The sequence below is a fragment of the Terasakiispira papahanaumokuakeensis genome (genome assembly GCF_001709345.1).
Taxonomy (GTDB): Bacteria; Pseudomonadota; Gammaproteobacteria; order Pseudomonadales; family Halomonadaceae; genus Terasakiispira; species Terasakiispira papahanaumokuakeensis.
In genome coordinates, this window is sequence record NZ_MDTQ01000001.1 from 1,732,947 (window position 1) to 1,752,159 (window position 19,213).

The window sequence follows — 19,213 nt, forward strand, 5'->3', positions numbered from 1 at the left end:
TCACCACAAACTATTTTCAAACACGTTTTCAGCCACGGCTTTTTCAACCACAACTTCTCAACCAAGAGCGCATCAGCATGACATTTACATTACACCCTCGCCTCGCTGCAGACAGCCATTGGGTTGGCGAACTGAGCCTATGCCAAGTTCGTCTCATCAATGATCAACGCTTCCCCTGGCTGCTCCTCATTCCACAACGAGCGCACATGACTGAATTGCACCAACTCGATTCAGATGACTACATTCAGCTCTTTACAGAAATCCGTCAGCTGGCCGCCCCCTTTCAGCAACTCACTCAGGCCGACAAGCTGAATATTGCCACACTGGGCAATATGGTACCGCAGCTCCATTTACACCTCGTGGCCCGGCACCCACAAGACGCAGCCTGGCCTGGCCCGGTATGGGGGCATGGCCAGGCAGAGCCCTATTCAGACGAAGATCTAACCGCGCAAATCAACCTCATTCGCCGCCAGCTCCCAGGGCTGTCATAACGCAGTGCTTCACTGGTCCATTCAGGTTAAATCGCCAACCTCGGACGGTCGATCACGCTGAAACCAGTTCAAACTGAAAACAGTTCAACACTAAAGCTCTTTCAACGTTGAAAGAGCGCCATGGTTTCAACATGTGCCGTTCGGGGAAACATATCCATAATGCCCCAGCGAACCAGTGAGTACCCTTGCGCAGCCAAAAGCCCAGCATCACGGGCTAAGGTCGCTGCATCACAGGAAATATATAAAATTTGACGAGGATTAAGCTGGGTCACCTGCTGCACTTGAACCTCAGCGCCAGCACGAGGGGGGTCCAGTAACACGCAATCAACGCCGTCTTCCAGACCCAACTTACCCCAATTAACCGGTTGATTAAGGTCAGCCGCCATAAAGGTCACTTCCCCTTTCAAAGTCGTCAGGTTGGCGGCATTGGCCCGAGCTCTCTCGACTTGCACGACAATACCTTCCACCCCAATGACACGCCCGGCAACATGAGCCAGGGGCAAGGTGAAGTTCCCAAAGCCACAGAACAAATCCAACACAGTGTCGTCAGCCGATAAACTTAACCAGTCAAGCGCCTGACGAATCATGCGCTGATTAATCCCGGCGTTCACTTGCAGAAAATCTTCTGGACCAAAAGATAATGACACCACCTGCGACTCATCTTGATGCGCCGCATCTACCGTATGGCTTGAAATCGTGACATCGTATTGAAGTGACTGATCTTCAGAGGAAGATAACGGTATAAATCCCTGGTCATCTTGAAGCCAAACCGCGACATTGTGATCCTCCCCCCAAGCGATCCAACGCTGCTGATCACGAGCAGGGAGCCGCTTACGGTCTCTCAGCCAACGCATTGACAAGGCGACAGAGTGATCTCCTGCGATCAGTTCCAAGTGCCCGATATGACGACTTTCAAGCGTTTCTAAGAGACGCCGTAAAGACGGAAGCAACACATTCAAGCGCGATTCCATAATGGGGCATTGCTCAATATCAACCAATTGAGCACTTTGCGCAGCACGAAACCCCAAAATCAAACGCCCATCACGCCGCCACTTAACCCCTAAACGTACTTTACGGCGGTAGCCTTCAGGCGCTTCACAAAGCGCAGCATCAGGCTCAGGTAAATGCGACAAGTGCCCAATATGATGCAGTTGCTCCTGAACCCGAGACTGCTTAAAAAGCACTTCGGCGTGATGATCTAAATGCTGTAAGCGGCACCCGCCACAACGGCCAAAATGCTCGCACACCGGGGCCACTCGATCTTGGGAAGCCGAAACCACCTCTGTGACAGAAGCCTCGTTATAACGCTTACGTGTCTTTTGCGTGGTGGCGATCACCCATTCACCGCTTAAAGCGCCTTCGATAAAGCACGTTTTGCCTTGTTCGTCACGAGCCACACCACGGCCTTCATGACTCAAGCGCTCAATATAAAGTGCGCCAGGAACAGGCGGTAAGGCTTCATTCGCGTGCGCCGTTTTCGAACCTGTCGAAGACGTACTCTTCAAAGAAGTGCTCTCCGAAGAAGTACCCTCTGATAGAGCACCATTGTCAGGAGTATCACTGGAGCGGCGGCGCGGGGTCTTACGCGGTTTCTTTAACAACAAAGACATAACGTTTGGATCTGCCTGAGAGAGTCACGAAAAGTAGAGCCACAAGAAATATAGCCACAAGTTATAGAGCTAAGAGAAATAGAGCCAGAAAAAAGGGGCGCTATTATAACGCCCCCTTTATGAACAGCCAGACTAATGCCGATAAAACATGTCAACAAAATACGTCAGGTTTTAACAGGTAAATTCATTAACATGCTGACGCAACTGCCTCACTTGCTGGCCGAGGTGACGCGTTCCCGAACTGGCCTGATCCACCATCGCGGCAGCATTACCGCCTTGGTCCGATAAATGCTGAAGGCCTTGATGCACATCGCTGATAGACGCTTGCTGCTCGTGAGTACTTTCTGCGATCAGGGCATTCATATCAAACATATTGCTCAGGGACTGACTCATTTCATGGAGCTGATCCCGCGTCATTTTTAAACTCAAAAGCCCTTGATGGGTACTTTCAGTACTGGACTGCATCTGGGCGGCAACACGCTGACTCGAATTGCGTAGGCTATCGATCATAGTCCGGATCTCAGACGTTGAATCCGAAGTACGCTGAGCCAACTGACGTACTTCATCGGCAACAACAGCAAACCCGCGTCCATGGTCACCTGCCCTAGCCGCTTCTATTGCGGCATTTAGAGCCAACAAGTTCGTTTGATCAGAAACCCCTCGAATCACATCCAGCACATGCATAATGTCATCACTATGCTTCTGTAATAGATTCATTTCATTGCAGTTTTCATTCATTTCATCCTGAAGTTGAGAAATCGTATCGAAACTCTGATCCAAGCGTTCAATAGAGTCGGCTAAAGTCTGGCGCCCCTGATCAGACTGATCGCCCACACTTTGTGCCGATTGCGCAATAGTGGAGACTTGTTCAGTAATCCCATTCATGGTCTGTGTGATATTTTCCAAAGCCAGTTGCTGTTGATGGAAAGAAGCAGTGGCATGCTGAGAGCTAGACTCGACCTGCGCAGAAAGGGTTTCAGTCTCATCAGTCACTTGATGAACCTCAATGAGCGTTTGCCGAAGACGCTGCATGAGGCTGTTCATCTGCGCACATAGATCGCCAATCTCAGCCTGATCATGGGTTTCAAAAGCTAACGTTAGATTGAGTGTTTCAGCGACATGTCTGACTTGTTGGCGCAGACCGACAACAGGCTTGATTAGGGCCCCTGTGACGGGAAATAGCACAACCACACCAATCACTAATACCACACTGGCAACGCCCAATGTCACCCACTGATTGTTTTGAATCTGAGCATCAATCGCTTTAGTGGGGACAACGGCGACCAAAAAGCGCTTTAGACCAGGCATCCACATGGTTGCAATAAAGGCATCTTCATTTTTCCAAGACGTTTTCAAAATATGTGGAGTCTGCTCACGCTTTTCGAATAATCTGGCCATGTCAGGGTCAGTGGAGAAATCAGGAATACCCTCAGAGAGATGCTTAGGCGCAATATCGACGCGACCATCGGCTTGCACCAACATGACCACCCCATTAGCCCCGATGCGGTAAGATTGCACCAAATCAACAATACTCTGAATGCTCAACACACCGCCTGCGACAACAAACGGGACACCAGAACGATTCTCTGCTTGACTGCTATAGTTAATAAACATGCGCGGCTCATCACCGCTAAAAGAATTACTATCGAGATTCAATTCATATTGAGGGCGGCGCGACAGGTATTCAAAATACCATCGATCATCCTGACCATTTTCAATAATAGGACGCCGATGCAACTCGCCATCCTGATAATGGAAGTAAAATTTCTGCTGGCCATTATTCCCTGCCAGAAAGACGCCCACGGCACCCATCGCATCTTGAGTCTGCAAAATGGTTTGCTTGACTAGAGGAAAGTCATCATTGGACATTCCTGAACGTACCCAATGAATGATCATTGGATTATTAGCCAAGGCCTGAGATCCCGCGATGACAGTATTCAAATGTGCTTGAATTCCGTGACCAACGCCCTCAATTAATAAAGGAAGTTCTTCTGATTCAAGACGATCCAGACGATCACGACTCGAAAGCACTGACTGTACCGTCACCACTGCCACAATTAAAACCGCTAGAATTAGTGCTGCCACGATAAAAAATCGTGATCGAAGTGAAATTCGGTACCAATGCACCATGTGTTATCTCCCTTTCGTCGCCTGGACCTTCACCATCCCAAATGAGCAATAAAAACTCAGGTATAAAAGCATCATATCGTGAGAAAGAGTGGCCGACTACTCGAACAAAAAAATTAGAATTTACTAATTATTAGACTTTCAATAACCGATCTCCCTGACGATTCAAAACCCCATTGATTTCGGAGCCAATATGTCAACTGCAGATTTACATCTGAATTTACGCAACCTGCAAATAGAGGATTATCCTCAGCTCAAGACGCTAATGGACCGCGTTTATAACGATATCGGGGGGGCATGGCCCGAGCACACGATTCAAAAACTCGTGCAAGAATTCCCTGAAGGTCAGATTGTGATCGAAGATGACCAAACGATCATCGGTGTCGCCTTAAGTGTACAAGTTGATTACGACACCTTTTCCAACCCACATCAATATGATGACTTGATTGGCGCACGTGAAGTCATCCTCAACGATGACCAAGGGGATGCCATCTATGGACTGGATGTTTTAATTGACCCGGAATATCGAGGCCACCGACTAGGACGCCGCCTTTACGAAGCACGCAAAGAACTCTGTCGTTCGCTGAATCTGCGCGCCATCCTTGCAGGGGGTCGAATTCCGTATTATCACCAACATGCCGATGTGCTCAAACCGGCAGAATATATTGATCTAGTGTCAAGAAAAGAGCTTTACGATCCCATTTTATCTTTTCAGCTCGCGAATGACTTTCAGGTCAAACGCTTAATGAGCAAATATTTGCCTGAAGATGAAAAATCCCAAGGCTACGCCACATTATTAGAATGGAATAATATCCTTTATGAACCCGCTGAGTGCATTCTAGAAACGGCGAAAACTCAAGCTCGGGTAGGCGCAGTACAATGGCAAATGCGTGAATTTGACTCTGTTGAGTCAGTGCTTCAACAAGTCGAATATTTTGTTGACGCATTATCCGACTATCAAAGTGATTTTGCTGTCTTTCCAGAACTATTCAATGCTCCTTTAATGGGGCTTACAGACCAATCGGATCAAGTTGAGGCGATTAAATTCCTCGGCACCTTCACTGAACGCTTCATCTCGGAATTGACTAGAATGGCAGTCAATTACAACATTAATATTATTGCAGGCTCACTCATCGAAGAAGGCGAGGATGGCCGTCTTTACAATGTGGCTTATCTCTGCCGACGAGATGGCACCTTGGAACGCCAACCCAAATTGCATATTACACCTCAGGAAAAACGCGACTGGGTCATTGAAGGCGGTGATGAACTCGCCGTGTTTGAAACTGATGCCGGTCGCGTGGGAATGCTGATTTGTTATGATGTTGAATTTCCAGAATTGGCCCGACTCCTTTCTGACGAAGAGGTGGATATTTTATTTGTACCTTTTTGGACGGATACCAAAAATGGTTATTTGAGAGTACGTCATTGTGCCCAAGCAAGAGCAATCGAAAATGAATGTTATGTTGTGATCTGTGGCAGCGTGGGGAACTTACCCTCCATTGAGAATCTGGACATTCAATATGCCCAATCTGCTGTCTTTTCCCCTTCTGATTTCGCATTTCCTCATGATGCAGTACTCAACGAAACCACACCTAACACCGAAATGATCTTCTTCTCCGATCTAGACTTGAATCGTTTGAAGATCGTCCGTAATGAAGGTTCAGTCACCAACTTGAAAGATCGAAGAACTGACCTTTTCAACCTGAAGTGGCATAAACGCTAAACATCTAGCCAGTCAGCTAAGTGGCTTTTTATGCTCAGCAACACCTGACGGGTTATTCAATAATCCCTGAGCCACGGCCGTGGCTCAGGACCTCCCCCATACCTGACAGGCATTCGAGTTGTTAAGAGCGCATCCGTCAAAAGCGCTAAAAAAGTGCATCAGCAATCATTATCGGGCATGCTCTCGACTCAACGGCTTGTCTAGGCGACAAGAAAGTGATTGAGAGCAAGGCGATTTAAAACGCCAGCATTAACTATAAAAATATCAAACAACATAATCAGAACAATTCGTAAGATCACAACAACTCAAGAGAACACACGCAATGACATCGACTAAAACACCTCTTGGTTTATGGCGCCGCCTACCTTTGTGGCAAAGAATTATCTTAGGCTTAACCCTCGGCGTCCTCACTGGCGCTTTATTTGGAGAAGACGCAAGCATCTTCAAACCATTAGGCGACATTTTCATTAATGCCATTCGCATGCTGATTGTACCTCTGGTATTCACCACCCTCATTGTGGGGATTACCGCGATGCGAGACCCACAAAAAATGGGCCGTATCGGAGGTAAAACCATTTTGCTCTATTTATTGACGACGGCTTTTGCGATTGCCATTGGGCTATTAGCTTCAACGATTTTTCAGCCTGGTGCCGGTGTTCACGTCGACTTGGAAGGCGATATGGTCAGCCAAGATGCGCCCTCATTGGTGCAAATCTTGGTGAACCTTGTACCACGCAATCCCATTGATGCACTCGCCAATGGGAATATCATGCAAATTATTGTATTTGCCGTCGGGATTGGTATCGCACTGATCATGATTGGCGAAAAAGGCAAGCCTGTCATGGCCTTGTTCGATAGTTTTGCTGAGGTCATGTACAAACTGACTGAGTTTGTCATGGCTTTTGCGCCATTTGGTGTCTTTGGGCTTATGGCTCATGTCGCAGGTCACTATGGGCTGGATGTGCTTATTCCCCTCGCCAAAGTGATTCTGGTCGCCTATATCGCCAGTATTGCCCATGTACTGATTATTTATTCCGGACTCTTAACGCTACTCGCACGCCTGAACCCGATACGCTATCTCACTGGGATTGTCGACGCCTTGGTGGTCGCATTCTCTTCCGCTTCAAGCTCAGGCACATTACCGGTATCTATGCGTTGCGCCCAACGTAACCTTGGCGTCTCCCCAGCCGTATCAGGCTTTGTACTCCCCGTAGGGGCGACGATCAATATGGATGGCACCGCAATTTATCAAGGGGTTGTCGCACTCTTTATTGCACAAATGGTCGGCGTCGATTTGAGCCTGATGGATTATGGCATGATCATTGTCACCGGCACCTTGGCCTCAATAGGCACAGCAGGGGTCCCTGGAGCGGGCTTAATTATGCTGTCAATTGTGTTGAGTCAAGTGGGCCTACCGCTGGAAGCCGTCGCAGTTATCGGAGGGATTGACCGTATCCTGGATATGGCCCGAACCAGTGTCAACGTGGCAGGTGACCTGATGGTGACAGTGCTGGTCGGACGCTCAGAAGGTGAGCTAGACCAAGCGGTCTACGACGAAAAACAGACCCGTGCTTAAACTTCACGCGCTTCGCTAAGCCACTTGAGACCATTTGCTCAATAGACAGGCGCCCACGATAACCTCATGGGCGCCCTTGTCTCAGTCAGTCCTAACACTCAGCATTAACAAGGGCTAAATTTCTTGAGTGATTAGACGACTTGAACCATTAAGCTTGTTGATCGCCGCTCGGCGTTTCTCGTGTCTGCTGACCTTTGGGCAAAAAAGCCTGACGAACTTCAATTAAGCGCTCTTCTCGTGCCGAATCTAGTGTCGAGCTAGCCTCCACCACATGTTCAATACGCGCCAACCATTGCTGACGACTTTTAGTGTTCGCCCCCTTCAGCAATTGAGGAAGCGCCGCCATGGCACTTTCGTGATCCGTTCTTAAAATCAAAAACTGTTCTCGGACATGCGCTTTGTATTCACTTAAAGATAACCCCGGCTCCAACTCGGTATGCACCATTTCCAAACGTTCAAAATTACGTTCATCAGTTGAAGTGCCACCACCCAAAATATGAATAATCGCCCGCATGACCGCGGCTTTGACGCCGCCTTGATCCACTCGCTCACGTAACTGCTTTTGACGCTGTGCGACAAACCGACGATGCTCCGGCTCAACACCTGGACGAAAACGTACCTGACGATCCTGAGCACCGAGACCGGCCAAAAGCTGCAGACCTTCTCGCCCATAAACGGTCATAAAGGTTTGCTCAACCCACTCATCCCGGAGATCACGCACCTTATCCAAGGTGTTTTCAATCATCTCGGAGCCCATCTTTTCCAGCTGGCGCCATCGATTATGATCATTCACTGGGTGACGTTCAGCCGTCACCGCAGCAGCCATTTCAGCCACACCCGACATTACGGGGTTATCGTCAGAAAACAGCCGATAGCGCAACCGTAAAGGGTGAAATCGGCGACTCAGACGAGCCGTTTCGGGAGTCACAACTGCTCTAATCAATGGTTGCAGCCAAGTGCGGTAAATCCCTAAGTTTACTCGTGATAAATGCTCAACAGCAGCAAACCGGCGGTCATCGGCTTCAATCGGGTTCACCACCTCATCCAACGATTCGATATCCTGCCGTGTGAATGTGAGCAGATAGTTATCATCCGACGGACCGGCCTGATCTAAAGATTCAATATCATTCACATCGGTGCGATATAAGCCCGGCGGAAGGACATCGATATAATCCATATTATCGGTAAACTCGGTATGCTCTTTGCGAGAAACACTGCTGGACACAAAGATGCCGAGGTGGCCGGTCGTATCATGAATGCAATAGACAATCGTCTGATCGTTCGCGACCAAGTCGTCTTCATTAGCATATAAGTCTCGCACCCAGCCAAGTGCTTGAGGCGGCGGCGTGATGTCATCCCCTTTTGAGCAAAAGACCACAATGGGCGAACGTACATTGCGCAAGTCAATACGGCGCCCATCGCGAGTAATCAACTGAGCCGAACTGAGCCGATTTCCGATAAATAACTGATCAACGATATATTGAATTTCATCGGCCGCCAGGACAACATGCCCACCCCACCAGCGTTCAAAATCAAGATAGCGTTTGGCTTCAGTATCGATTTGGCTGAATAACCGGTATTGCTTGCTCCAGAGCGTATTGGCCGGGTTCATATTCTCAAAGTTTTGAACCAACCAAGCACCATCAAACAACCCATCCCCAAGATCACTCGCAAAAGCCGTGGACCAGCTCCCCCCGACCATGCCACCGGTATAACGCATAGGGGCTTTACCACGCTCACCGGCCCAATAAGACAGCGGCGCTCCAGCAATCAGAATGGGACCAAAACAATCAGGCTCTAAAGCCGCTGCCATCATGATTTGCCAACCCGCCTGACAATTCCCCACCACCATGGGTTTTTCACTGATGTCTGGATGACGCTCAATCACCGCCTTCAGAAATTCAATTTCAGCTTCAACAACATCTTCAACCTGCTGACCACGCACGGGGTGAGGTAAAAAACCCACAAAGTAGCAAGGATGTCCCGCTTTGAGCGCGACACCAATTTCACTGTCGGGTTTAAAACCGCCAATCCCCGGCCCATGCCCGGCCCGGGGATCGACCACGACAAAGGGTCGCTTACCCGGTTGAACATCAACGCCATCAGGCGGAATCACACGCATCAACTCGTAATTCACTGGATGAGGGAGATCGCGTCCATCCATGATCAATTCAGTTTCAAAGCCCAATACATGAGGCCTTGTTTTAGCAATATGCTCTAAATACTGATTCCCTCGACGGCGCATGACATCTAAATACAGCCACTGCCGCTCAGCAGTATCACGCCAATAGTCGCACCACTCTCGGCCAAGCCCGGTCGGATCGACCAAGGGCCACCAGGGTGCGCTTGGCGTCATAAATGCCAAGGGATTACGCCATGCTGCAGTCATGCCTCACCTCCTGCCTACTCATCATTGTGCTCTCAAGGCCACCTTATCCCTTTGCAGCCTAGCTTGTCAGGTATAATTTTGCAGCGCATCAAAACATAAAACTGATCTTATGACGCCCTCAGCAGCTCACAAAGATAAAAAAGCCGGCCCTTTTCAGGGCCGGCAAGTCCGCATGATTCAATGCACTCACACGGAACAGCGACTGGAGAGTGCCGCAGTCATCGACACGGTTTGTCTTATTCAATCAGCAACTTGCTGAAGAAGAATGTTGATAAGCTAGCTTAAGCCGTAATTTCGAGTAGAACTTCTCCTGGGGTCACGCGATCGCCCTTCTGGACATAAACAGCGGTCACCCGTCCGCCCACAGAGGCCTGGACTTCAGTCTCCATTTTCATGGCTTCAGTGATCAAAACCGCTTGCCCCGCCTGGATTTCATCCCCTTCGGCCACCAAAACGTCCACAATATTGCCTGGCATGCTGGTGGTGACATGACCCGGTTCAGAAGCCTGAGGACGACCACTCGGGCCCCCAACAAAACTATTTTGCGACTGTAAAACCACCTCTTCGGGCATACCATCCAAAGTCAGATAAATCTGGCGGCGACCATCTGATTTACCGCCCACACCGGTAATCGCGACCTGATAAGACTCGCCATGCACATCAATCGTAAACTCGGTTGGCGCGCCTTCCATCACCGGTTTACCGGCATCTTGTGGGGGCAGCAGCGGCTCTGGCTCAAGGGTATTGTCTCGACACCCCTGCAAGAAATCTCGACCAATATCGGGGAACATCGCAAAAGTCAGCACATCTTCAGGCGATTCGGCTAAATCGCCGATCTCAGCGGTCAAGCGTGACATTTCAGCACCAAGCTGATCGGCCGGACGCCCTTCCAATACCGGCTCATTGCCTATCGCTTGGCGTCGAAGCACTTCATCGACATCAGCCGGTGGCTGACCATAGCCCCCTTGGAGATAGCGCTTCACTTCATTGGTAATGGTTTTATAGCGCTCACCGGTCAGAATATTCAGTACTGCTTGAGTCCCGACGATCTGAGAGGTCGGCGTCACCAACGGGGGGTAACCAAGATCACGCCTAACGCGAGGAATCTCATCAAACACTTCACGAATCCGGTCGAGGGCATTTTGCTCTTTCAGCTGATTCGCCAAATTCGACATCATGCCGCCGGGCACTTGGTTGATCTGAACAGAAACATCCTCACGGGTAAATTCACTTTCGAATTGATGATACTTTTTACGGACTTCACGGAAGTAATCAGCCACATGTTGCAGCTTTTCAAGATCTAACCCCGTGTCGTAAGGCGTGTCTTTTAAAGCCGCAACCAGCGTCTCTGTCGCAGGATGGCTGGTCCCACTAGCAAAACTGGAGATGGCGGTATCAATGTGATCACAACCCGCTTCAATGGCCTTCAATTGACACAGTGGCGCCAACCCAGACGTCGCATGAGAGTGTAAAAACAGAGGTAAATCTACCGCAGCCTTAAGCGCGGTCACCAGCTCATGCGTGGCCGATGGCGTCAACAGGCCCGCCATGTCTTTAATCGCAATGGAGTCGCACCCCATCGCCACTAAGTCTTTCGCCTGCTGCACATAAAGATCCGGCGTATGAACAGGGCTGGTGGTATAGCAAATCGTCCCTTGAGCGTGACGTCCGACTTTCTTGACGGCCCGAATGGCTGTTTCAAGGTTTCTCAGATCATTCAATGCATCAAAAACACGGAAAACATCAATACCATTCTCCGCTGCTTTCGCGACAAACGCTTCCACGACATCATCGGCATAATGCCGGTAACCTAAGAGGTTTTGCCCCCTCAGCAACATTTGTAGCGGCGTATTCGGCAACGCCTCTCGCAGTTGTCGTAAGCGCGCCCAGGGGTCTTCTTTCAAGAATCGGACACACGCATCAAAGGTCGCGCCACCCCAGACCTCCAATGACCAGTAGCCAATTTGATCCAACTCAGCACAAATCGGCAGCATATCCTCAGTGCGCATACGCGTGGCAATCAACGACTGATGGGCATCACGCAAGATGACATCAGTGACATGAACCTGACTCATGAGCTTTTCTCCTGTTATTCGGTCATCAGTGCATTGGCGTGTCGGCATCACAACACAGGTCAATCAGCCGTACTGCTCAGCCATACTGCTGAGCCGGACTTAATAACCTGCGTGGGCGGCCAATGCAGCCGATACCGCCAGGGCCACCTCACTGGGATGGCGTTTCACGGAATAATGCAGTAACTCTGGATGGTTAGGTACAAAACTGGTATCAAAACGACCCGAACGAAACTCAGGGCAATTTAAGATTTCTAGATAATAAGGCGACGTCGTCGTCACACCTTGTAAGCGCATATCATTCAATGCCCGAGTGCCTCGATCTAAAACTTCTTCCCAAGTTAGCGCCCACACAATCAGCTTCAGACACATCGAATCATAATAAGGCGGGATGGTATAACCGGTATAAATAGCGGTATCTGTTCTGACACCAGGCCCACCCGGTGCGTAATAGCGCGTGATGCGTCCGAAACTGGGCAAGAAGTTATTCTTAGGGTCTTCCGCATTAATCCGGAACTGCATGGCATAACCACGAAAGTGAATATCTTCTTGCCGGTAAGCCAGCTTCAAACCTGCAGCGATCCGAATCTGTTCTCGAACGATATCAACCCCGGTGATTTGCTCAGTGATCGTGTGCTCGACCTGCACACGCGTATTCATTTCCATGAACCACACTTCATGACCCACAACGAGAAATTCAACCGTACCTGCATTTTCATAGCCCACGGCTTTCGCAGCACGAACCGCTAACTCTCCGACATAATCGCGTTGCTCAGGTGTCAACTGGGGGCTTGGCGCAATTTCAATCAACTTCTGATTACGACGCTGAATAGAACAGTCACGCTCAAACAAGTGCACCACATTGCCGTGAGCATCCGCCAACACCTGAACTTCAATATGTCGCGGATCAATGATGCACTTTTCAAGAAACACCTCGGCACTGCCAAAGGCCTTAGTCGCTTCAGAAACAACTCGGGGATATTGCTGACGTAACTCATCAGCAGAATCACATCGGCGAATGCCACGCCCACCGCCGCCCGATGTCGCTTTGAGCATCACGGGATAGCCAATCTCATCGGCCAACGCCAAGCCTTCATCAAGGCTAGTTAAATTACCCTCAGAACCTGGCGTCACCGGTACGCCCGCCGCAATCATGCTTTGCCGCGCCTGGGTCTTATCTCCCATACGATGAATGACATCTGCAGCCGGGCCTATAAAAGTGACTCCACGCTCAGCGCAGATGCGTGCGAACTCCGCATTTTCTGACAAAAAGCCATAACCGGGATGAATGGCATCGCAACCGCTCTCAACGGCCAGGTTCACCAGGCGCCGCGGATCTAGATATCCGGCCAGAGGGTCATCACCGACAAAGTGAGCCTCATCAGCCCGTTTAACATGTAACGCAAAACGATCGGCTTCAGTAAATACCGCCACAGAGCGGATGCCCATTTCGGCGCAAGCCCTTACAATACGCACAGCAATTTCGCCGCGGTTCGCGATCAGAATTTTCTTAAACAAAGGTTGGTGGGACATGAGACTCGGCTCCGTTAGTTCGGTCACGCAATCAATGCATCCCAAGACGTTGCTCAGCCTATATCGACTTCACTGACAATAAAAACTAATATTTTTTTGATCAGCTATAACCAATAGCTTATGATTAAGCCAAAAGAATAATAGACAACTTCATTTTATACTGCAGAGCAGCATTTTATTTTCTCAGCCCGGACATCCCTTATGGCACAAAAAACCACCAACCTTCTAAACCGGCTCACCTTTAGGCAGCTCCAGGTTTTTGAAGCCGTACACCGCATGCGCAGCTACAGCCGGGCTGCCGAATTTCTAGGTCTCACCCAACCCGCCGTTAGCGCTCAGATCAGACAGCTCGAACAAGCCCTTGACCAACCCCTCTTTGAGTATGCCGGTAAGACGCTACACATCACCCAAGCCGGACAAAGCTTGGCGGCCTCAGTCAAAGCCGTGTTTGGTGAAATCAATAGACTCCAAATGTCACTTTCAGAAATGAGTGGCAGCTTAAAAGGCGAACTCAAACTCAGCTCGGTCACCAGCGCCCAATACATCATGCCCTGGCTAATCAGGCGATTCAGCGACCTTCACCCTGAGATCCATATTCAGTTATGTGTCGCGAACCGCGCACAAGCCCTACAGCGTTTGGAACAACAGCGTGATGACTTAACCATTTTAGGCATGGCACCGCGGCATAAGCACATGGAGTTTCTCCCCTTTTTGGAAAACCACCTGATCCCCGTACTGCCATCCGCGCACCCGCTGGCCAGCAGAAAGCGGCTGACACCCGAAGAGTTTTTAAGCAATCCATTACTGGTGAGAGAAAGCGGCTCAGGTACACGCGATATTGTGGACGAATACTGCACACACATCCGAGTGACACCCGAGCAGACAATAGAACTAGGGAGCATTGAAGCGATCAAGGCAGGCCTAGCCCAAGAAATGGGGGTTGCGATCTTGCCTTGGGTCTCCGTGCGCAGGGCACTCAAACAAGGTGATTTAGTCCGCCCGTCCGTCAGAGGGCTGCCTTTAAGACGCTCATGGTCACTGGTTCACAGCCAGCAACGCCCCCTCAGCCCGGCCGCCCAGGCATTTCATGAGTTTGTGTCATCACAACTGGCCGCTATGGAGCAAGCCTTTCAGCCACCAGGGCCAGATAATCGATTGGTCTGATGACGGGTATGAGCCATACAAAATAATCTCATTAAAACAACAAAAGGGGGCCGAGGCCCCCTTTTGTTTCTGTTCAGACCTGGCTGAACAGACTTGCCTGAACAATCGATTTATATCCGCACTGCATCAACACCTAACTGATGATTAATACGCTGCTGACGTTCCAGATCCCGTGCAAGGCGCTTCCACAAGCGCTCGACCGGCGGCTTATGCACAAGCGTGCAACGATACAACCGAATTTCTAACGGAATGCTCCATTGATCGCTACCACACTGGACCAGCGTCCCCTCCCTCAACTCGCGATCAATGCACAACTCAGGAATCCAGGCCACCCCCTGACCGTGCAACGCCATGCCTTTGAGCCCCTCAGCCATGGCCGTTTCATACACCGTTTTCAAACGTAAGCTTAGCGGCTTTTGCCGCAGCAATAAGCGCAAAGCACGTCCGAGATACGCCCCCGAGGTATACGCCAATAACGGTAACTCAGTCTCTCCAGAAGCATCCAGATCATATAAGGGCGCCCCTTTTGCATTAGGCGCACAAACCGGCACCATACGCGTACTTTCTAAGTGCAAAGAAGGAAACAAATCGGCATCAAGTTGCAGCGTCCCCAACGGATCGTGATAAGACAGCATCAAATCGCACTTGCCTTCCCTCAAGGCGTGCATGGCCTCACCGACATTCATCGCCACTAAACGGGAAGACTGCTTACCCATCAGTGGCTCCAATGCATGCAACCATTGCGGAAAGAACGTAAACGCCAGCGAATGGGCAACCGCAAACTCCAGAACCTGCCCGGCTGAAGGATCCAACCCCCTTAAGTGTCTCAAGGCTTCAGAAAGCTGCTCAACCACATTCCGCGCCGTCACTAAAAACAACTGGCCATCCGCAGTCAACTCAACAGGTGTTTTACCTCGATCCACCAACTTGGCTCCTACTGAGCGCTCTAACGCTTGAATACGCCGACTAAAGGCAGGCTGAGTGACAAATCGGCGCTGTGCGGCCTGAGAGAAACTCTGAGTGGTTGCTAATGCGACGAAATCTTCGAGCCATTTGACTTCTAGGTTCACGCCAATGTCCTGTTATTTTTTATCCTGTAGGCGCAGCCATTCCCTGAGGTGATCAACTTGCGCCAGCTTGGTCGTTCAGTTTACCGAAAGGTTAGGGCTATGCCTATCCATCCAGAGGCCAAAAATATGCCCAAAAACATCTCACCCAAGCCCGCTAAGTACTGAAAATCACATTACTTTCTCAGCAACCGTTCTTGTGGCGCGCCCTTAACGATATCGCCAACATCGAACACGTAAGATAACGGTATAACCCAAATACCCATTTGAATTAAATGAGGCTGACCACAATCGGTAATAAAATGGCCGTCACCCCCCCCGTAAGCCCCATCGCTAATGATGAAAATGCGCCCGCCACCGGGCTGATTTCGAACGCTCTCGCCGTTCCAATACCATGGCCATTAAGCCCCATCGCAAACCCGATCACGCGATCGTCTCGAATTCTCATCATACGCGCCACATCGGCGCCGATTAAACTGGAAAAAACCCCCGTAATCATCACGACGCCAACGGTCAAGGATACCAGCCCACCCAGCCCTTCAGTGATTCCCATCGCGATAGGCGCGGTGACTGATTTAGGCGCCAAAGACAACAACACTTGCCATTTCACGCCCAGCAAGTAGGCAATCCCGACGGTATAAACCACCGCTAAAGAAGCCCCGACAAGCAAAGTAGTCACAATCGGCACCAGCAAAGCCCGAATATGAGGAAACTGCTGATAAAGAGGCACTCCCAGCGCGACAGTCGCCGGTCCCAGCAAGAACGAAACCCAGAAAGCCCCATCGGCATACTGGGCATAACTGATCGGCAAGATGGCAATCATCGGCACCAGAAAAATCACCATTGCCATAATTGGCGGGCACCAAGTGGGGCGTTTCAGGCGCTCCAGAAGCATATTGCCTAACACAAACGCCAGTAGCGTCATGGCGATGGCCAGCAGCGGAGACTCCAGCAAATGCTCAGGCAATGCCAGCAATCGCTCCACTGGCGTACTTTGGCTCAAGGGGGTGGACATATCTCAGGACTCCTGCTGCAATTCAGGGGGTTGAGGTTCAGACGGTCGTCGCACAAGCCGTTGCATCAGCCACAAAGTGCTGATAAAACTCAGCAGAGTGCCGACTAACACCGACACCAGTACGCCCACCCACTGCCCATCCATCACATCGCCAAGAAAAAAGAGCCCTGCGCCGCCAGGCAATAACAATAAGGACAGTAAACTGATCAACTTATCACTGGCCAATCTCAGCCCTTCTCCCACCTGCTGACGCAACAACAGAAAAAGGCATAACAGCAGCATACCGATCACATTACCGGTCACAGGCAAAGCAAACACAAAACTGATACCTTCACCTAAAATTAAAAACAGTAAAATCTGCAAAAACCCTTTAATCAGAGACATAATGAATATCGAACTCCTTTGCCCGAAAAAATATTCAACCCACTGATCATACAGAATTTTTCGCCGTAAACTGCGGCAAAAAACAAGAGGCATTCTCAACAACTGCAATGATCGGTGCTAGTGTCATGCTGACGACATTTAAATTAATCGCGAAGACATAATAGGTGTAGCGTCAAACCTCACCTCTCCATAGAATATCAAGTCATTGAGAGAGTCTGACTAAGACTTTAAGACGATAACGATTTTATAGACATTCATTCATACGGATACGAGAGCATTCATGCGTGCCACACAATTGCTGATCGCCACCTTGAAAGAGACCCCTAACGACGCCCAAGTTGTCAGCCACCAATTGATGCTGCGAGCGGGGCTGATTCGCAGCTTAGGATCTGGGCTTTATACCTGGCTCCCCTTGGGCCTTAAGGTATTGCGTAAGGTCGAGCGAATTGTTCGTGAAGAAATGGATAAGGCGGGCGCGCAAGAAGTGCTTATGCCGGGTGTTCAGCCGGGTGAGCTGTGGCAAGAATCTGGACGCTGGGATCAATACGGCCGGGAGTTACTACGCCTTAAAGATCGCCATGATCGTGATTTCTGCCTCGGTCCCACGCATGAAGAGGTAATCACAGACCTGGTTCGCCGTGAGCTGAAATCCTACAAGCAACTCCCGGCGAATTTCTATCAAGTTCAGACCAAGTTCCGTGATGAAATCCGTCCGCGCTTCGGTATTATGCGAGCCCGCGAATTCATTATGAAAGATGCCTACTCCTTCCACTTGGACCAGGCCTCATTACAAAGCACGTATGACATCATGTATCAGGCCTACAGCAATATCTTTACTCGCCTAGGCCTGGAGTTCCGAGCAGTGGTTGCCGACAACGGCTCCATCGGCGGTACTGGATCACATGAATTTCATGTCCTGGCGCAATCTGGTGAAGATGATATTGTCTTTTCCAATGAATCAAGCTATGCGGCCAACATCGAAAAAGCCGAAGCAATGGCGCCTGAAGGCCATTATGCGGCCCCCCAAGAAGCACTACGCCAAGTTGACACTCCCAATGCGAAAACCATTGCAGCACTGGTTGAGCAGTTCGATCTCCCCATTGAGAAAACCATCAAGACACTGATTGTCAAAGGTGAAGCGAACGAACAAGGCCAACAATCTTTGATTGCGCTGTTGGTGCGCGGCGATCACGAACTCAATGAAATTAAAGCCACCCATATTGAGGGCATCGCTGATCCGCTGGAAATGGCCGAAGATGAAGAAATTCGTGCCGCGATCGGTGCTGGACCGGGCTCCCTCGGCCCAGTTAACCTCAACTTGAGAATCATTGCCGACCGCTCCGTCGCCATGATGAGCGACTTTGCCGCAGGCGCCAACATTGAGGGGCAGCATTACTTCGGCATCAACTGGGAGCGGGATCTACCCATGCCAGAAGTGGCCGATCTGCGCAATGTCGTTGAAGGCGATCCCAGTCCGGACGGTCAGGGCACGCTGCATATCAAGCGCGGGATTGAAGTGGGCCACATCTTCCAGCTGGGCACCAAATACTCCAACGCCATGAATGCCACGGTACTGGATGAAGACGGTAAAGCCACCCCGCTGATCATGGGCTGTTACGGCATTGGCGTCAGCCGCATTGTCGCTGCCGCTATTGAGCAGAACCACGATGAGAACGGAATTACCTGGCCGCAACATTTAGCCCCTTATCAAGTCGCGATAGTGCCCATGAACGCGCATAAATCAGAAGCCGTCAGGGACGCCTCAGAACAGCTGTATCAGGCGCTCCAACAGGCGGGTATTGATGTCCTGTTCGACGACCGCGATGAGCGTCCAGGTTCGAAGTTTGCTGATCTTGAACTGATTGGTATTCCGCACCGTATTGTGGTCGGGGATCGCGGTCTGAAGAATCAGGAGCTTGAATATAAAGGTCGACAAGATACCGAAGCTCAGATGATCCCTCAGCAAGACATCGTCAGCTTTATCTGTGATCGTTTGCACCATTAACCTGCAACCTTTTTCACGCATCATTGGCAGGATACATTCATAGGCCAGCATATCGTC

Annotated in this window: 13 protein-coding genes; 5 read left to right on the forward strand and 8 right to left on the reverse strand. The window is 50.1% G+C overall.

The window, feature by feature from the left end; genetic code table 11:
* Positions 1-77: 77 nt before the first annotated feature.
* Positions 78-491 (forward strand): HIT domain-containing protein, encoded by a 414-nt coding sequence (locus tag BFW38_RS07635; RefSeq protein ID WP_069000294.1) that lies wholly within the window; start codon positions 78-80, stop codon positions 489-491.
* A 101-nt stretch (positions 492-592) separates the two neighbouring features.
* Here BFW38_RS07635 and rlmD read toward each other — a convergent pair whose 3' ends face one another.
* Entirely contained in the window at positions 593-1,996 is a 1,404-nt protein-coding gene (rlmD, locus tag BFW38_RS07640) for a 23S rRNA (uracil(1939)-C(5))-methyltransferase RlmD (RefSeq protein WP_175400951.1), read from the reverse strand.
* Between the two features lie 276 nt (positions 1,997-2,272).
* Entirely contained in the window at positions 2,273-4,186 is a 1,914-nt protein-coding gene (locus BFW38_RS17945) for a methyl-accepting chemotaxis protein (protein ID WP_175400952.1), read from the reverse strand.
* Between the two features lie 235 nt (positions 4,187-4,421).
* On the opposite strand from BFW38_RS17945, the gene BFW38_RS07650 reads away from it, so the two are divergent.
* Positions 4,422-5,951, forward strand: a complete 1,530-nt coding sequence (locus tag BFW38_RS07650; RefSeq protein WP_068997858.1) for a bifunctional GNAT family N-acetyltransferase/carbon-nitrogen hydrolase family protein — start codon at positions 4,422-4,424, stop codon at positions 5,949-5,951.
* A 322-nt stretch (positions 5,952-6,273) separates the two neighbouring features.
* Positions 6,274-7,527 carry a dicarboxylate/amino acid:cation symporter gene (locus BFW38_RS07655; protein ID WP_068997859.1) on the forward strand — a complete coding sequence of 418 codons (1,254 nt, stop codon included), beginning with the start codon at positions 6,274-6,276 and terminating at the stop codon, positions 7,525-7,527.
* A gap of 148 nt (positions 7,528-7,675) precedes the next feature.
* Here the strand turns inward: BFW38_RS07655 and BFW38_RS07660 are convergent, their stop codons facing one another.
* From BFW38_RS07660 to BFW38_RS07670, 3 genes are all read right to left on the reverse strand, one after another.
* Entirely contained in the window at positions 7,676-9,916 is a 2,241-nt protein-coding gene (locus BFW38_RS07660; RefSeq protein ID WP_084004523.1) for a DUF3141 domain-containing protein, read from the reverse strand.
* Positions 9,917-10,197: 281 nt separating this feature from the next.
* Positions 10,198-11,991, reverse strand: a complete 1,794-nt coding sequence (gene oadA / locus BFW38_RS07665; RefSeq protein WP_068997860.1) for a sodium-extruding oxaloacetate decarboxylase subunit alpha — start codon at positions 11,989-11,991, stop codon at positions 10,198-10,200.
* A gap of 99 nt (positions 11,992-12,090) precedes the next feature.
* On the reverse strand, positions 12,091-13,506 hold the full coding sequence (locus BFW38_RS07670) for an acetyl-CoA carboxylase biotin carboxylase subunit (RefSeq protein WP_069000297.1): 1,416 nt from the start codon (positions 13,504-13,506) through the stop codon (positions 12,091-12,093).
* A gap of 216 nt (positions 13,507-13,722) precedes the next feature.
* On the opposite strand from BFW38_RS07670, the gene BFW38_RS07675 reads away from it, so the two are divergent.
* The gene (locus BFW38_RS07675) at positions 13,723-14,685 is read left to right on the forward strand and encodes a LysR family transcriptional regulator (RefSeq protein ID WP_068997861.1); all 963 of its coding nucleotides are present in this window, start codon (positions 13,723-13,725) and stop codon (positions 14,683-14,685) included.
* A gap of 110 nt (positions 14,686-14,795) precedes the next feature.
* Here BFW38_RS07675 and BFW38_RS07680 read toward each other — a convergent pair whose 3' ends face one another.
* The 3 genes from BFW38_RS07680 to BFW38_RS07690 form a co-directional block, all read right to left on the reverse strand.
* The gene (locus tag BFW38_RS07680) at positions 14,796-15,755 is read right to left on the reverse strand and encodes a LysR substrate-binding domain-containing protein (RefSeq protein ID WP_068997862.1); all 960 of its coding nucleotides are present in this window, start codon (positions 15,753-15,755) and stop codon (positions 14,796-14,798) included.
* 268 nt (positions 15,756-16,023) lie between these two features.
* Complete coding sequence (locus BFW38_RS07685) at positions 16,024-16,767, reverse strand: LrgB family protein (RefSeq protein ID WP_068997863.1); 744 nt, start codon at positions 16,765-16,767, stop codon at positions 16,024-16,026.
* Between the two features lie 3 nt (positions 16,768-16,770).
* Positions 16,771-17,151 carry a CidA/LrgA family protein gene (locus BFW38_RS07690; protein WP_068997864.1) on the reverse strand — a complete coding sequence of 127 codons (381 nt, stop codon included), beginning with the start codon at positions 17,149-17,151 and terminating at the stop codon, positions 16,771-16,773.
* 280 nt (positions 17,152-17,431) lie between these two features.
* On the opposite strand from BFW38_RS07690, the gene BFW38_RS07695 reads away from it, so the two are divergent.
* Positions 17,432-19,156, forward strand: a complete 1,725-nt coding sequence (locus tag BFW38_RS07695) for a proline--tRNA ligase (protein ID WP_068997865.1) — start codon at positions 17,432-17,434, stop codon at positions 19,154-19,156.
* The last annotated feature ends 57 nt before the right edge of the window (positions 19,157-19,213 follow it).